The organism is Allopontixanthobacter confluentis (genome assembly GCF_009827615.1).
In the GTDB taxonomy this organism is placed as follows: Bacteria; Pseudomonadota; Alphaproteobacteria; order Sphingomonadales; family Sphingomonadaceae; genus Allopontixanthobacter; species Allopontixanthobacter confluentis.
On the sequence record NZ_WTYU01000001.1, the window covers coordinates 1,524,622 to 1,541,129 of the forward strand.

Annotated in this window: 11 protein-coding genes and 2 pseudogenes; 9 read left to right on the forward strand and 4 right to left on the reverse strand. The window is 56.7% G+C overall.

The genetic code is table 11. The annotated features are described in order from the left end of the window. The first annotated feature begins 27 nt into the window (after window positions 1-27). The 5 genes from miaB to GRI44_RS07210 all read left to right on the forward strand — a co-directional run bounded on the left by miaB (window position 28) and on the right by GRI44_RS07210 (window position 5,075). Window positions 28-1,374, forward strand: coding sequence for a tRNA (N6-isopentenyl adenosine(37)-C2)-methylthiotransferase MiaB (miaB, locus tag GRI44_RS07190; RefSeq protein WP_160600712.1), 1,347 nt, complete (start codon window positions 28-30; stop codon window positions 1,372-1,374). A 164-nt stretch (window positions 1,375-1,538) separates the two neighbouring features. After that, window positions 1,539-2,579, forward strand: a complete 1,041-nt coding sequence (locus tag GRI44_RS07195; RefSeq protein WP_160600713.1) for a PhoH family protein — start codon at window positions 1,539-1,541, stop codon at window positions 2,577-2,579. 17 nt (window positions 2,580-2,596) lie between these two features. After that, window positions 2,597-3,073, forward strand: a complete 477-nt coding sequence (gene ybeY, locus GRI44_RS07200) for an rRNA maturation RNase YbeY (RefSeq protein ID WP_160600714.1) — start codon at window positions 2,597-2,599, stop codon at window positions 3,071-3,073. 91 nt (window positions 3,074-3,164) lie between these two features. Then, a complete protein-coding gene (locus GRI44_RS07205) occupies window positions 3,165-4,082 on the forward strand; it encodes a hemolysin family protein (RefSeq protein ID WP_160600715.1) in 918 nt (305 codons plus the stop codon). Window positions 4,083-4,190: 108 nt separating this feature from the next. Continuing rightward, on the forward strand, window positions 4,191-5,075 hold the full coding sequence (locus tag GRI44_RS07210; protein ID WP_160600716.1) for a LysR substrate-binding domain-containing protein: 885 nt from the start codon (window positions 4,191-4,193) through the stop codon (window positions 5,073-5,075). Window positions 5,076-5,112: 37 nt separating this feature from the next. Here the strand turns inward: GRI44_RS07210 and GRI44_RS07215 are convergent, their stop codons facing one another. Together GRI44_RS07215 and GRI44_RS07220 are read right to left on the reverse strand one after the other, a co-directional pair. Beyond that, window positions 5,113-6,012 (reverse strand): alpha/beta hydrolase family protein, encoded by a 900-nt coding sequence (locus GRI44_RS07215; protein WP_160600718.1) that lies wholly within the window; start codon window positions 6,010-6,012, stop codon window positions 5,113-5,115. A 40-nt stretch (window positions 6,013-6,052) separates the two neighbouring features. Further along, a complete protein-coding gene (locus GRI44_RS07220) occupies window positions 6,053-6,454 on the reverse strand; it encodes a hypothetical protein (protein ID WP_160600720.1) in 402 nt (133 codons plus the stop codon). 1,068 nt (window positions 6,455-7,522) lie between these two features. Between GRI44_RS07220 and GRI44_RS07225 the strand changes: the two are divergent. Together GRI44_RS07225 and GRI44_RS07230 are read left to right on the forward strand one after the other, a co-directional pair. Beyond that, a pseudogene (locus GRI44_RS07225) lies at window positions 7,523-8,736 on the forward strand (IS3 family transposase). 224 nt (window positions 8,737-8,960) lie between these two features. After that, entirely contained in the window at window positions 8,961-11,837 is a 2,877-nt protein-coding gene (locus GRI44_RS07230) for a M16 family metallopeptidase (RefSeq protein WP_160600722.1), read from the forward strand. 298 nt (window positions 11,838-12,135) lie between these two features. Here the strand turns inward: GRI44_RS07230 and GRI44_RS07235 are convergent. Both GRI44_RS07235 and GRI44_RS07245 read right to left on the reverse strand, forming a co-directional pair. After that, a pseudogene (locus tag GRI44_RS07235) lies at window positions 12,136-12,722 on the reverse strand (substrate-binding domain-containing protein). Window positions 12,723-12,803: 81 nt separating this feature from the next. Further along, window positions 12,804-13,028, reverse strand: a complete 225-nt coding sequence (locus GRI44_RS07245; protein ID WP_160600728.1) for a LysR family transcriptional regulator — start codon at window positions 13,026-13,028, stop codon at window positions 12,804-12,806. Between the two features lie 92 nt (window positions 13,029-13,120). On the opposite strand from GRI44_RS07245, the gene GRI44_RS07250 reads away from it, so the two are divergent. Both GRI44_RS07250 and GRI44_RS07255 read left to right on the forward strand, forming a co-directional pair. Continuing rightward, the gene (locus GRI44_RS07250) at window positions 13,121-13,618 is read left to right on the forward strand and encodes a lactoylglutathione lyase family protein (RefSeq protein WP_160600730.1); all 498 of its coding nucleotides are present in this window, start codon (window positions 13,121-13,123) and stop codon (window positions 13,616-13,618) included. 381 nt (window positions 13,619-13,999) lie between these two features. Further along, window positions 14,000-16,441, forward strand: a complete 2,442-nt coding sequence (locus GRI44_RS07255) for an NACHT domain-containing protein (protein ID WP_160600732.1) — start codon at window positions 14,000-14,002, stop codon at window positions 16,439-16,441. The last annotated feature ends 67 nt before the right edge of the window (window positions 16,442-16,508 follow it).

Genomic DNA, 16,508 nt, shown 5'->3' on the forward strand with positions numbered 1-16,508 from the left:
CTGCGATATCGGTATAGGCCCCGGCCCATGCGCAAAACTGCACCTCCCAGGACCTATCGGGTCAAAAGCTTCGGCTGCCAGATGAACGTCTATGATGGCGAACGTATGGCAGAAATGCTGGACGAACAGGGGATCACTCCCGCTGCCGAGGGCGAAGATGCCGATCTGGTTGTGCTCAACACCTGTCATATTCGCGAAAAAGCGGCTGAAAAGGTCTATTCCGACATTGGCCGATTGCTCAAGGGCAAGGAAACCCCGCCCCTTATCGCAGTCGCAGGATGTGTGGCGCAGGCAGAAGGCGAAGAAATCATGGCGCGCGCACCAGCGGTCAGCATGGTGGTGGGGCCGCAGGCCTATCACCGGCTGCCGGCCATGCTGGAACGTGCGGTGGATGGCAAACGGTCAACCGACACCGACATGCCGCCCATTGCCAAGTTCGACGCCCTGCCCCGCCGCCGCAAAAGCGCGCCTGCCGCATTTCTGACCGTGCAGGAAGGGTGCGACAAATTCTGCACATATTGCGTGGTGCCTTATACTCGCGGTGCCGAAATATCGCGACCCTTTGCCGATCTGGTGACAGAGGCGGACCGGCTGGTGGCCGCTGGCGCCCGCGAAATCACCCTGCTGGGCCAGAATGTGAATGCCTGGCGCGGCGAAGATGGCAAGGGCCGCCCGGTTGGCCTGGCCGGCCTGATCCGCGAACTGGCACAATTGCCCGACCTTGTCCGCATCCGTTACACCACCAGCCACCCTGCCGATATGGATGATGCGCTGATTGCCGCACATGGCGAGATAGACAAGCTGATGCCTTATCTGCACCTGCCGGTGCAATCGGGCAGCGACCGTGTGCTGAAGGCCATGAACCGCAGCCACACGGCAGACAGCTATCTGAAACTGCTCGACCGGTTCCGCCAGGCGCGACCCGATATCGCCTTGTCAGGCGATTTTATCGTGGGCTTTCCGGGCGAGACGGAAGCTGAATTTGCCGAGACTTTGGCACTGGTGGATGCCGTGGGCTATGCACTGGCGTTCAGTTTCAAATATTCACCCCGCCCGGGCACGCCTGCAGCCACGATGGATGGCCAGATTGCAGGCGAGGTCATGGACGAACGCCTGCAGCGGCTGCAGGCATCGCTAAACCGTGATCAGCTGGCTTTTAACGAAGCCAGTGTTGGCCGCACCTGCGATGTGCTGGTGGAACGCAAGGGCAAATTTCCCGGCCAGTGGCTGGGCAAATCCCCCTGGCTGCAATCCGTCCATTTCTATGGCCCGGAAAATGCGGCGGCAGACAGCGCTGACATTGCGATTGGCGATATTGTTCGCACCCGTCTGGTTGATGCGATGGGCAATTCGCTGGCTGGCGAAATTATCTAGCCGGGTTCCTCCAGGCGACAATTCGGCTGGGCGGGCGGCTACGGCGCCTGTGTGCCGGCAGGGTGCAGATCGCTCTGCACAAGTTTTCCCCCGCCCTGCTGCGGCTGCCCGCTTGTCTCTGGCGTAACTGCGCTTATCTTTGTCGGGATAGACGAAAGGAGCGCATGGCCCGTAAACCTGCCCGCGCCGAACAGGCGATTTCACCTTCCCCCATTCCGCAGCGAGAGATTCGCCGCGCAAAGGTGGATGTTTCTTTTGATGACCAGTCGCTACTGGTGCCGCTATTCGGCCAGTTTGATGCGAATCTGGTGCAGGTGGAAAACCGCCTCGGCGTGTTTATTTCCGCCCGCGGCAATGTTCTGCAGATCGAAGGGCCGGAAGATTCCGTGGCCCGTGCGCGTGATGTTCTGAACAAGATGTATGACCGGCTTGCCATGGGGCAGGATCTGGGCTCCGGTGCGATTGAGGCGCTGATTGCCATGTCCAATGAACCCATGCTGGAAGGGCTGCTGCGCGGTTCGCCCGATACGCCGCCGATCATGATCCGCACGCGCAAGAAAACCATTGTGCCGCGGTCTGCCACGCAAATCGACTATATGCGGCAATTGTCGCGCGAGGACGTGATTTTCGCACTTGGTCCGGCCGGCACAGGCAAGACCTATGTGGCCGTGGCGCAGGCTGTCAGCCAGCTTATTACCGGCAGCGTACAGCGGCTGATCCTTTCCCGCCCTGCTGTCGAAGCGGGCGAAAAGCTGGGCTTCCTGCCCGGCGACATGAAGGAAAAGGTCGATCCCTATCTGCGTCCGCTGTATGATGCGCTGTATGATTGCATGCCGCCTGAACAGGTGGAACGCCGGATTGCCAGCGGCGAAATAGAGATTGCGCCGATTGCCTTCATGCGCGGACGCACCCTGGCCGATGCATTCGTCATTCTGGACGAAGCGCAGAATACCACGCGCGAACAGATGAAGATGTTCCTCACCCGGTTTGGCCAGAACAGCCGCATGGTCGTGTGCGGCGATCCGCGTCAGGTCGACATTCCCGGCGGTGACCGGATGTCCGGCCTGATTGACGCGGTGGAACGGCTGGAAGGCGTTGAAGGCATTGGCGTTACGCGGTTCACCCGCGCAGACGTGGTGCGCCATCCCATCGTCGGCCGGATTGTCGAGGCCTATGAAGGGCCTGATCCGGATAAAGCGGCCTGATCCACAGCCAAACGGACATGGAACTTGACATTGATCTGGAACAGCCATGGAGCGGGGACAACCTGCTCCAACTGGCAAAACATGCATCGGATGCAGCATCGAAAGTCGCGCCCGAACTGGCGAACCCGCGCCTGTCAGTGAGCATATTGTTCACCGATGATGCGGAAGTCCACGCGCTCAACCGTGAATGGCGCAAACGGGATAAACCCACCAATGTCCTGTCGTTCCCCATGCTGGCGCGTGACGAATTGCTGGATCTGGCCACTGACGGACCGCCTGAAATGCTTGGCGATATTGCACTGGCCCATGAGACGTGCGCGCGCGAAGCCTGTGAAAAAGGCGTATCGCTGGAACATCATGCCGCCCATCTGATAATCCATGGGCTGCTGCATCTTGCCGGGCATGACCATGTCCATTGCCAACAGCAGGCTGATGAAATGGAAGCATTGGAAATTGCTGCACTTGCGATTATGGGCATAGACGACCCATATTAGTGGGCCGATATTAACTGGCCAATGTTAGCCAGCAGCCGATATTAATATCGCGGCACTTGCGCCGCTATTTGTTGGAGTATGACACAGGGCCATGCCCGAGATAGAATCTTCCGCCGGAGACGCGGATAGTAGAAGCGGGCTCTGGCTCGCAATTCGCAAATTTTTCGAGTCCGATGACGGCGAACGGTCCTTGCGCGCCCAGCTTGAGGACGCGATCGACGAGCATGAGGACGAGCATCCATCCGACACGGACGAACCGCGTAATGGCGACCTTTCCGGCGTCGAACGGCAGATGCTGCGCAATCTCCTGCATTTCAGCGAACATGACGCAGATGACGTAGCAATTCCGCGCGGCGAGATTGTCGCGGTGCCCGCCACTGCAAGCTGGGAGGAAATGGTCGAAGCATTTGCCGAACATGGTCATTCCCGCTTCCCGGTCTACCGCGATACGCTGGACCAGGTGATCGGCATGATCCACATCAAGGATGTGTTCCCGTTTCTTGCCCGGCAAAACACGCCGCCTGCAGACTGGACCGTGCTGATGCGCCAGCCGCTTTATGTGCCGCAATCGCGCAATGCGCTGGATGTGCTGGCCGATATGCGCAGCCGCCGTATCCATCTGGCAGTGGTGGTGGATGAATTTTCCGGCACCGATGGCATCATCACCATCGAAGATCTGGTCGAGGAAATTGTCGGCGATATCGAGGATGAACATGATGACATCGCCGAAGAGCTGATTGTGCCAATCGGTGAAGGCATGTGGGACTGTGACGCCCGCGCTGAACTGGATGATGTGGCGCAAAAGGTCGATCCGCGTCTGGCTGAAGTGGAAGAATCCGTCGATACGCTGGGCGGACTTGCCTTTGTGCTGGCCGAACAGGTGCCCCAGGTAGGCGCCATCGTCACCCATCCCAGCGGCTGGAAAATGGAAATCACCGCTGCCGATGACACGCATGTAAAGCGCCTGCGCCTGCATCCGCCGGTGGCAGAAGAAGATGCAGAAGGCTGATGGTATAGCGGGCGGAATGGCGGGGCTTACGGTACAGAAGCGGAAAATTGTTTCGCAACTGCGAAGACACCACTCGACAAATGCGGCTGACCGACACATCTTGCTGGCATGGCCGTTCGCCGTCTTCCCCCCCTACGCGCATTAGAAGCGTTCATCCGCACTGTGCGGCTGGGTTCGTCGCGCGCCGCGGCTGACGAATTGGGCCTCAGCCCGTCTGCCTTGTCCCGGCGGATCGGCAATCTGGAAGATTTTGTCGGCCGCAAGCTGTTCACCCGTGCGCGCCAGTCCATGCAACTGACCGATGAAGGCCACGCCTTTTACGAAGCTGTTGCCCCCCATCTGGAAGCGCTGGCCCGCGCAGTGGAAAGCCAGTCTGACAATTTGTCCCTGCTGCGCCTGCACCTTGGGGTCCTGCCGCTGTTCGGCAGCCAGCGGCTGTTCCCGCGGATGCAGGAATTGCGGCGGCTGCATCCGCTGCTGCATATCGACATCGACACTGGCCCGCATCTGGAAGACCGGGTTGGCGATACGCTGGATGCGGCCATCATCCTGTCACGCGGCCCGTCCACCGCGCTTCATGCGGTGCGCCTTGACCACAATATGGTCCATGCCATCTGCAGCCAGGAAATGGCGGAATTGCTTGGCCCCAATCCGGTGCAGGAACTGCTGACCAAACAGACTTTCCTGATCCACAACGAATTGCCCGACAGTTTCGAAGCGTGGAAACACGAATTGCATCTCGACACGCTCGATCCGGTCGCCATTGACCATTATGATTCAGGCCAGTTGCTGCTGGAAGCCGCCGCGCAGGGCCTTGGCATTGCCATCATGCATGACGATCATATGAAACGCGCGTCAGACAATCGCCTGCGCCGTCTGTATGATGTGGATGTGGAAAGCCCCTACAGCTACTGGTTTGTCTGCCGCCCGCAGGCGCTGGCAGAACGGCCGGTGAGGTTGTTTCACGACTGGCTGGTCCAGGCCGGTCTCTAACCCGGCCGATGGCCCTTCAACGCTGCCTGCTGCCGCATCATTTCTGCTTGTCGCGGAAACGGGGATTGTGGGGGCATATGACCATGCCGCCATCTGCGCTGCGGCCCGGGTGCGGCTGAGTGCGATCCCCGCATTGCACGAAGGGGCGCAAAATACCGTTCGCCCTGACCGAGGCAAGCGCACGCGGATCGTCATAGGCCGCAATCCAGGTGAGGCATTCCGACAGTTTGCGGATGGAATGATCTTTCCATGGCGCACCCTTGGGGCGGCAATTGATGATCAGCATATCCTGCGGCGCATCGCGAAACAGGTCGCGCACGCCGCCCAGTGCCTCGCCGCGCTCGGTCACTGCCAGCCGCCGACTGACAGCCGCCACTTCAGGAATGGTGAACCGCGGCGACTGGTTGAAAGCGTATGAACTCACATTGTCCGCCCGCAAGGCGATATGGGCCGCAATGGCTCCGCCCAGCGAATGGCCAGCAACCGAAATCGGCACATCGGCGTGGCCGGCATCATCCAGCTGCTGGCGCAACTGCTGGTATGCCGCCATTCCGCCATCGTTCTGGCGCCCGCTCAGATTGCCGGCGAACCAGTCGTCAAAGCTGAATTCCGTACCGCGAAAAGCCATGATGCGTTCGGCCAGTTTCCCGTCTGACATGCGGTCATAAACGGCGTAGGCAATGCCATCGTCGCCATTGCCGTCATTCTCCACCTGCGTGATCCCTTCGGGCAAGGCAGCGAATTTTTCTTCATCATCATAGGTGTCATTGGCCAGCTGGGCATATTCCCACGTCCGGACTGCAAAATCGCGCGTGAAACCGCACCAGCCACCCGGCTCGCGCACACAAGGGCTGCGGGCCTGTGTCAGATCGGTGGCGCAAGCAGCGGTCAGCAGGGCCGCCGCCAGCACCACCATCATTCTGATAAAGTTGATCATCCGGTCGCAAGTACCCGAGATCAGAAGACCGCGTCCATGACTATTGCTGCATTTCTGCCAGAATAGCGGTTCCTGTGGTCGGGCCGCCCACGGCGGTATCTTCATGGTCCATCACAATCCGGCGGAAGGCGCCGGGGTCAGCCTTGATGTTGAGCTTTTTCGCCGCGGCATCCATCAAGTCGTCTTCATTGGCGACCAACGGCGGCTCGATCACCAGAAAATCCCAATTCGCGCCATTGCGATGACGGTAGATTTCACGCGGGGCCAGCTTGGCCTCTGTCCGAATACGGTCGATCTGCGCCAGCCATTCGACCAGTTCCAGATATTTGCCCGGCGCTGCGTGCATGACGGTCACCACCCGTTCCGGCGCATCTTGCGCCCCTGCCATGTGCGGCATCAGGAACAGGCTGCTGGCGGCCAGTATTGTTGTTAGTTTCTTCACGATTTTTCCCCTCATGCTAGCCAGCGCCGGGAAATTTCCGGGGCCGACACTTGTGCAGCAACGCAATGCGCTGCTGGTCCGACCCGCCGACAGGGATAGGCCCGGCAGGCCGGATTGCAAACCGACTGCGCCCGATTAACGCCTTTTTGACGGTGGCATCAGGCAGAAGACATAGGAGAACGAGCCTGTCCGCTTTTCCATTGTTTCGCAAAATAGCGGCCATTCCACTAATGACCCAGTTGCCGTCATCGCCGACAGTAATCTCACATCTCGAAAGCGGACATTCAGCCCTTCGCCAAAGCGATGCCTTCTCACATTCCAAATTTTTCCTTCCCGTTTTAATTAAAACGAGCACGAGAACAGATTTTCTCCGAAGCGATTCTGGGGCGCGAGCGTTCGAACCTGCTCAATTCATCAAATTAGCTCTGGGATGCTAGCTTCTGCAGTCATATCTTGAGGCGCGTAGTTCAAATTTTCCACGGAATATTCAATTATCGGCTCGCAAAGGATTGGGTTTTGCAATGAAACTACAATCCCAGTGGTTTGGTGATTTTCTAAGATTTTCAAAATAATAACTTAAATATTTGACTTTTATTTGGTTAGTCGCATTTTTTAGGCTCTGCGATTAATTACTGTGTTTATAAAAAACCTTTATAATTTTGATCTGCATTATGTATTTATGATTGATAAAAAGGGAATATGCCGACGGATTTGTAAATTTACTTGTTCGGGTCTTGTCTCCAATCCACAAATATAGAGGAATGACACTTGAAGAAGTATCTTGGATATGTTGCCGCTATCGGCCTCGCCATACCGGTTAGCTTCACACTTCCAACCGCCGCGCAAGCTGGGCACGTTCCGGAAATTTGTAAGTATGTTGTCAATGAAGATGTTGGCGAGCTCTTTTTTAAACTCCTTGGCGAAACCGCTCATTTTGAAACCATTGGCCAATGCAGTTCACTTCTCAGACCATATGGATATGGTCTAACCTCTGGGGGTGCGAGACATGACCCCCTGATTTTCCTCCAAGTTCGATTAGAGTCCTGCCCTGACAGAAGGACGGACGAGATGAAGAGAACGAGGTTTACCGAGGAACAGATCATCGGGATGCTGAAGGAGACGGAGGCAGGCGCGTACACCGTTGACCTGGCCCGGAGATACGGGGTTTCCGAAGCGACGATCTGCAACTGGAAGTCGAAGTACGGCGGGCTGGAAGTGTGTGCTGTGCACGCCTCTGGCTCCGGAGGCCCGGCGACTGAATGATCTTGAGAGCGAGAACGCGAAGCTGAAGCGGCTGCTGGCTGACGCGATGCTGGACAACGTTGCGCTAACCCGAAGGGCGGCTCAGCCAACGACCTGCTGGCAAAAAAGTTCTGACGCCCGCCGCGCAGCGGGAAGCTGTGTCTCATCTCCAGGCTTGTCACGGGATGAGTGAGCGGCGGGCGTGCCGTGTCATCGGTACCCATCGTAAGAGCATGCGTTACCGTTCCACACGGGACGATGATGCCGGGTTGCGTGAGAAGCTGCGCGAGCTGACTAACCGGCGTCGCCGGTTCGGCTATCGCCGTCTGCATATCTTGCTGCGCCGGGAGGGCGTGTTGATCAACCGGAAGAAAACGCAGGGTATTTATCGTGAGGAAGGCTTGGCAGTCAGGCGGCGGCGCAACCGCAGGAGGGCGGTGGGGACCAGAGCGCCGGCTCCGGTTCTCGCCCTACCGAACCAGCGCTGGAGCTTGGACTTCGTGCACGACCAGCTGGCTTCGGGCAGGCGGTTCCGGGTGCTTAACGTGGTCGATGATGTGACCCGGGAGTACCTGGCGGCGGTGCTGGACACCTCAATCTCGGGTCGCCGTGTTGTGCGCGAGCTGACGGAGCTGATCGCCCAGCGCGGCAAGCCGGGGATGATCGTCAGCGACATTGGCACCGAGCTCACCAGCAACGCGGTTCTCGCTTGGTGCGACCAGATCGGCGTGGAGTGGCATTACATCGCGCCGGGCAAGCCGATGCGGAACGGCTTGTGCGAAAGCTTCAACGGTCGGATGCGCGATGAACTGCTGAACGAGACGCTGTTCCTCAGCCTGGCGCATACCCGGGTCGAGGACGCTGCCTGGGTGGAAGGCTACAACCATGAGAGACCGCACTCATCGCTTGGCTACAGGGCACCGGCGGCATTCGTCGCTGAACTAGATAAGCAATGGCCTGCTGCGCTAAGCCCTACGGGCTCCGCTACGCAGCCCATTGCTTCAACTGCGCTCATGCGCAACAACGGTGCTCGGCTTTAATCCCAGCTGGAGGAAAGCTGGGGATCACGTCAGTAGGAGAACGATCTCATGCCACTTTTGTGAGCGTGAAATCATCAAAAATTTTCTAAAGTAATTGGGGGCTGACGGCCGAACAGATGAACGCAATGGTTTATTGCCATTCGATTTCAAGCAGCTAGTAACGCGCGATAAAACTGCCTCTACTGGTCAATTTAGTGGTTTATTTTCTCAACTTGGGAGTGCTCATGAAAATTCTCGCCAAACGGCATTTACTCGCTGCGTCCGTCTTGGCGCTGGCAATTGCCGCGCCAATGCACTCATCAACATTTGCACAAACAGCAGCAACACCGCGGGCCGCTGCCGCCGCAGAAAGCTCTTGGGGTGTGGTCAATGTCGACCTGCCGGAGGACGAAGCGATCCGATATGGCATGTTGGCAAACGGTTTCAAATATGCGCTTCGAAAAAATGAGACGCCGAAGGGCAGTACGTCCGTGCGTATGCATGTGGAAGTAGGGTCTCTGGCAGAAGCGGACAATGAACAAGGCCTGGCCCATTTTCTGGAGCATATGGCCTTCAACGGATCGAAGAATGTGCCCGAGGGCGAAATGGTCAAGCTGCTTGAGCGTCAGGGTCTATCCTTCGGACCGGACACCAACGCCACGACCAGCTTTACGCAAACCACATATCAACTGGATGTTCCGGTAAGTAATGACGAAGCAGTCGATACAGCGTTGATGCTGATGCGTGAGACGGCAAGCAACCTGACACTCACGCCCGAAGCGGTTGAACGTGAACGTGGGGTCATCCAATCCGAGCGGCAATTAAGGAACAGCGCAGGGTTACGTAGCGCAGTCGCGCAACTTGCGATGCAATTGCCCGGAACGCAGGTTTCGAAGCGACTTCCAATTGGCACTGTCGAAGTCGTCAGCACTGCACCTGCCAGTCGGATCAAGGATTTTTACAATCGCTATTACCGGCCCGAGAACACCACGTTGGTCCTCGTTGGCGATTTTGACATGGATGCAATGGAGGCCAAAGTCCGGAAAGAATTCGCTGATTGGCAGCCGGCAGGCCCCAAGGGCAAATCGATGGATTATGGATTAATCGATCCTTCAAGTGCCCTGACGGTGGGCAGTTTCAGTGACCCATCGGTGCAGACGATGGCCATTTTCCAGAAGGCGAAGCCTTATCAAATCGATCCAAACAGCATCGAGGCCAATCGCGAATCCCTGCAATTGATGGTCGCATCACGGATCATGTCCGATCGATTCCAGAAACTGGCTCTCCAGACTGATGCCCCGATCCTGGGCGGTGCTGCCCTCTTCAATCCATTGGAAGAAGTAGCGATGCAAAGCCTGTTTCTTGTCGTGGGCAAGGAGGGGGAATGGCAAAGCGCAGTAACGGTGGGAGAGCAGGAATTGCGCCGCGCGCTGCAATTTGGCTTCACCAACAGCGAAATAGAGGAGCAGGTTGCCAATATTACAGCCTCATTCGAGAATGCGGCCAAACAGCAAGACACCCGCAAGAATGCTGTGATTGCGGACAATATCATGGGCTCAATCGTAGATCGGAAGGTGGTCATGACGCCGGCCGGGCAACTTGCGGTGTTTAATGCCCTTCGACCCGTTTTGACCGCTGAAGCGACGACACTGGCCTTTCGTGAAAACTGGGAAGGTGGGCCGAACAATCTGTTTCTGACGTCCAAAGAGACTGTTGCAAACTTTGAAACCGCAATTCGATCCACGCTGGACGCAAGTCAGCAGATGGCGGTCAATGCCCCGGTCGAGGTCGCAGCAAAAGCATTTGCCTATGATGGCTTTGGTACAGCGGGCGAAATAGCAAGCGACGTCACGATTGCCGACCTTGGCATCCGCGCGATTCAATTCGAAAACGGCGTGCGCCTCAATATCAGGCAAACTGATTTTGAAACGGGCAAGGTCCACTATTCACTCAGGGTGGGAGACGGTCTGCGCTCGATGTCGGCAAATTCCGGCGGTCTGAACTTTTACATGCAAAACGTCATGGCAGTAGGCGGTCTGGGCGAGCATGACGTCCAGGAATTGCAGAAGATACTGGTTGGCAAGACGGTGAACCTTGCCTTGATTGCCAACCAGGATGCGGTGGCTTCATCCGGTGTGACAACCGCTGAAGATGCTGGAATGCAGATGAAGATACTGGCCGCCCTGGTTACCAATCCCGGTTACCGACCGGAGGCCGATACTGCGTGGCAGAACGCCCTGCCGACCATTAACACGCAAACAAAGGCATCGCCTATTTCGGTACTGCAAAGCGATTTCGCTCGTGTGCTGGCAAGCGGAGACAGCCGCTTTGGCCGCGGCACTCCGGATGAGCTGGCATCGATGGATATGGCAAAAGTCAAAAGCCTGATCGGGGATCAGCTGGCGCATGGCGCGATCGAATTGGCGGTTGTAGGTGATATCGACGAACAGTCTGCAATCGATATCGTAGCTGAAACTTTCGGAGCGCTGCCGCCACGCGCATCATCCGCGCCCGCGGCGGCTGAATTGCGCGCTGTCAAATTCCCAGCGGACAAGGCTCCCATCATGCTTTATCATGATGGACAGCCCGACCAGGGCTTGGCGTTGGCCGTCTGGCCTACAGACGATGATAGCGACCAGCGAGATGATGTTGCGCGCGACTTGTTAGCCGCAGCGATGGGTCTTCTACTCAATGATGAGATCCGCGAGAAACTGGGGGCGAGCTATACGACGCAGGCCTTTTCGGAAGCTTCGAGTGTCTACCCGGATTACGGGTTTATTGCAGGGTTTGCTGTCGCCGATCCAGCAAAAATGGAAGGTATCTACGCAGCCATTCACGACGTTTCGAAACAGCTGAGAGATCAGCCTTTGAGCGAAGATGAAATCTTGCGGGCACGCAAGCCATTGCTTGAACAGTTGGAAAAACAGGATCGTGAGAATAGCGCTTGGGTCGGCATGACTTCCGTAGCCCAATCGAAGCCCGAACGCCTGAATCGCTGGCGTCAACGTATAGCTCTGGTGGACGGGATTTCGGCCGATGAAATCCAGGCTACAGCGCGCAAATACTTGATCGACGACAGGCTGCTGGAAGTACGGATCGTCCCACAACCCACATCAAAATAGTGAATCGGGAGCGGGCAAGTCATATTGTCCGCTCGTCAAAGCAAAAACGGGTATCCGATAGCAGAAGTTTGATAGGAGGGGGAATTCGGCAGTTATGTGCAAAGTTACTATTCGCCTTTAATTGAGTGGTTTGATCATTGCTGGAAAGCTCTGGCTGACCCTTTGCATTGACGACGTCAAACATTTGTCCGGTTCCTGCCGTGCAGTAGCGTTTTGTATTGAACCAAAAGGAAACTATCAGCATATCTTGGGTTTGTGATAAAAGCAGGCCGGCAGAAAGCGACCCAATAGCAGCTGCTCAGAATTTTAGCTTGCCAGCCTCGACTCTGATCAGACGAGCCAGATTTTCAACCCGCGGTGAGCGGGTCGTCCGCTTCAGCGTGATGAGGTGAAGTTGGAGGATGCTGGGTTGAGGTAATGACGCGATCGATAGTTTTTTGCGCTCCGGGAAAGCCAGGACCCCGCTACGGGGAAGGATCGAATAGGCTAATCCTTGCGCAACCGGCGCGGGGATCTGGCCTATCTGATTTACAAAGCTGCGGACGGGCAGGCGTTCTGCGCCGCGGTATTCGCTGGCAAAGTTGGCTCCGAGAACCGCATCGGCATATAATGCCCCGCCGGGGTGCTGGACGAGGCCCAGCGCTTGCAGGTTCTCGAACTCGGGTAGGCGCCCTTCCCATTCGAGCGCCAAGGTCAGGTCGAGAGGTTCCGGGCCCAAGTGCTCGCTGCCAGACGCGGGTGGCGCGGTGCATCCCCAACTATGCCGACATCATAGGTTCCTGCCAAAACCGCGGAGACGATGCTCTCTTCGGGCGCCGCGGTCAGAAGCGCTGAGATTTCCGGAGCCCCGGCCATCCAGGCAAGCAAGCTGGGATAGAGCAGCATCGCGAAACTGCCCGAACAGGCAACGCTGACCACTCCTCGATCCTCATCCTCCAGGCTTTCGAGAAACTCCCGCTCCTCGCGCTAACGTGCACGCGCCATCGAAAGGGTCTTCTCGCCGGCTTCGGTGAGGACAAAACCGGGCGTATCCCGCTCTATCAGCGATTTGCCCAGCTGCTGTTCCAACTTGGCGATGTGCTGGGACATCCCGGGCTGGGTCATGTTGAGCCGCAAGGCAGCGCGCGTGAAGTGGCCCTCCTCACAAAGGACGGTGAAAGATCTCAGCCAATGCGAATTGAGCTCTGTCATAACACAGTGTTATCATACTTATACCAGATTATAATTTCAAATTGTTGCGCGGAAGGTCGATATCGGGGGGGCGGACATTGAAAGGATAAACCATGAACCTATCGCCCACGACCTTCTCGCATATCGGTCTCTCGGTTCCCGACCTCGAGGCTGCCGTCAAATTCTACACCAAAGTCCTCGGCCTTTACACCATTATGGAACCAACCGAGGTGTTCGAGGACGAAAGCCCGATCGGCGTCATGTGCACGGATGTGTTCGGTCCTTACTGGAAGTCGCTAAAGATCGCCCATCTCCCGACGGCCGACCGTGTAGGCATCGAGATCTTCGAGTTCCCCGAGAATTACGCACCCGACAGCAATCTCGACCACAAACGCCACGGGACGTTCCACTTCTGCGTGCAGGATCCGGACGTCGAGGGGCTGGTCGAAAAGATCATCGCGGCAGGCGGCAAGCAGCGCATGCCCATTCGTGAATATTACCCCGGCGAGAAGCCCTATCGCATGTGCTACGTCGAAGATCCGTTCGGCATCGTTTTCGAGGTCTACAGCCACAGCTACGAACTGACCTATTCGGAAGGCGCATATTCGTAAATCTCAGCACTGAGCGGGAGGTGGCAAATCCTCTCGCTCAGCTTGCTTTACCGTCTAAAATTTCCGACCGCTTTCGACCCAAAAACAGAAATGAGCGACAGCGAGACCGTTTCCGAAAACATGTCATTTGATCGAATAGAACTTGAAGCCCGAAATTGGGCCGCAAACGGACCGTCCGCTTCCGGTGCGAATTGCAGGAAAAGCGGACTATCTGCCAACGACTCCATTTCACCTGCTCCATGAGCACTCAGTCAGGCCAGGTGGCAAGCCGAACGAAGAATGGGAAGCATGGCTCGACCGCTAAACGCCCATAAGTTGCAAATGGAGAAAATCCCCAAGTATCGCTTTAAATAACATGTCAGAATCAATAGAGATTTAGCGATGGCCCCGATGAATCCTGTAAGTCCCAGCCGCGATGGGGATCAGTTCCACTACATTCGAGGCGCTCAACTCAGCTTGGGTCTGCTTAAACCGGATCGCGATCTGGTCGCTGTCTCGATTGAAGGCGTGCCGAGTTCTGATGATAGTACGGCTGGCGTGGAAGTGATCGATCTTGGGCTTTTCTATGGAAGCACGGAGCTCGAGAAAGCTAGACGGATCCACTACAGACAGTTCAAACACTCGACGCTCAGGTCTGAAGAGCCAATGACGTCAAGCGACCTAAAGAAAACGCTTGTCGGCTTTGCAGAGCGATATGCCAGCCTTGCTGAGAAGTTCAGCGCCGCTGATATTGCCGACCGGTTTCGGTTTGAGTTCGAAACAAATCGACCCATTGCGCAAGGTGCTAGCAACGCACTCACGGAACTTCGTGATGGTGTGGAAGGCGCACATTCGAAATATCTGCGCCAACATGTCCCCCTCAAGGGCGAGCCTCTAAGAAAGTTTGCAAAGCTAGTCCGGTTGATCCCGTCGGTTCCAGATTTCTTGACCCAAAGGAGAATGCTTACACACGACACCCGAGCGTATCTGCCTGATGCTGACAGGGATGCCCCCCTTCAGCTTCTGAACTTGGTGACAACCAAGGCAACAAGTGAAGGCGCGAGCGAGCGGGCTATTAGAGACCTCGATGTGCTTCACGCACTCGGAGTTAGCTACGATGATCTATATCCGGCTGAACCCCGTTTCGACCCAGTCGAGAACGTCCTAGTCAGAGAGCCAGCAAGGACCTTAGCTCAAAAAATAATTGATGGCTCGGATTCTGTCATCGTTCAGGCTGACGGCGGGGTAGGGAAGTCAGTCTTCGCGCAACAACTCCACTCGCTCATGCCGCATGGAAGCACGGTCTTTGTCTATGACTGCTTTGGGGCAGGTAGCTATCGCGCTCTCAGCGGCTACCGGCATAGGGCGCGGGACGTAGCTGTCCAAATCGCAAACGAAATGTCGTCAGCTGGCCTTTGTGACCCTTTGATCCCTACGACGAAAGCCGATGATACGGCTTTTTGCAGGGCATTTTTGGCCAGAATCGACCAAGCCAGCGAGCAACTGGCGGCTAATCCCGACGCTTTACTTCTCATAGTATTGGACGCTGCAGACAACAGCGAGGCAGCTGCGAGGGAGGCGGGGCAAGGACATAGCTTTGCTCGGATGCTCTTGCAGGAACGGTTCCCTAAGAATGTTAGGCTTGTGCTCACAGCGAGGCCCCATCGCGTGGAGACCCTTGCCCCTCCGTCGGATACCGCTCTTCTAGAACTTTCGCCTTTCTCGGAATCCGAGACTGCGCGAAACCTCGAGCAGCGCGGAGTGACTGCGACATCCCCCGAAGTTAAGGAGTTTCATCGACTAACTTCCAACAATCCACGAGTTCAATCAGTTGCGCTCGAACAGGGCGGGCCCATGCGCGATGTCCTTGGCAGGCTCGGCACGGCACCATTGACCGTTGAGGATACTATCCAAGCGCTGCTGAAGCGCGCAGTGTCAAATGCTAAGCAAACCGGTGGCAGCGCCGAGGCTGAACAAATCGATCAAATATGTTCGGCATTGGCGATCCTAAGGCCATTCGTGCCTCTCAAACTTGTGGCCGATACTGCTGGAGTTAGTGAAGGCCTTGTCCGGAGCTTCGCCAACGACCTGAAAGGCCCGCTGCTCATTCGAGAGAATGCGGTCCAGTTTCGTGACGAACCCACAGAGCACTGGTTTCAGGAGACCTTTGGTCCCCAAGGCGATACTCTTAGCCATTTCATCGACAGATTGCGGCCATTAACAACGAATAGCGCTTACGCTGCTGCTGTCCTGCCCCAAATGATGCTTGAGGCGGGCCAGCTCGAAGAACTGGTCGAGATTACACTTGAGGGCAAGGCGCTTCCTACGAACAATGAAATCGCGCGCCGCGACGTGGAGATGCAGCGCCTTCAGTTCGCCTTAAAAGCCGCCATACAAGCCGAGCGTTTCAAAGATGCTACGACCTTGGCGATGAAAGCCGGAGGCAACGCAGCGGTAGAGGAACGACAGCAGTTGCTGATCGGTGAGAACACGGATCTTGCCGCTCGCTTCCTTGAGCCGAATCAGATCCTCGAGATGATCTCACGACGGGAGGTCAGTGGGGGAGATTGGATGGGCTCAGACTATGCTTATCGGGCAGCGCTCCTATCCGTCCAACCAGAGCTGGCTGGCGATGCCAGCAAGGAACTCCGCTTCACTCAAAGCTGGCTTGGGCAATGGGCCGCTATGATCAGAGATGGGAAAGAGCACATAGGTTCGCCAACGGATGAAGATCGTGCAGCGATGCTGTTCGCGGAGCTGAACATCAATGGCGCTGACCGCTGTGCGTCGCACCTGCGACACTGGACTCACAGAGAAGTTTCCTTCCGTACTGGCCGCTTGTAAGCTCGGCGTCTCGTCGATGCTGGCCGCTTCGATGACCTAGATAACCTTGCTGCTGCGGCGGGCAACG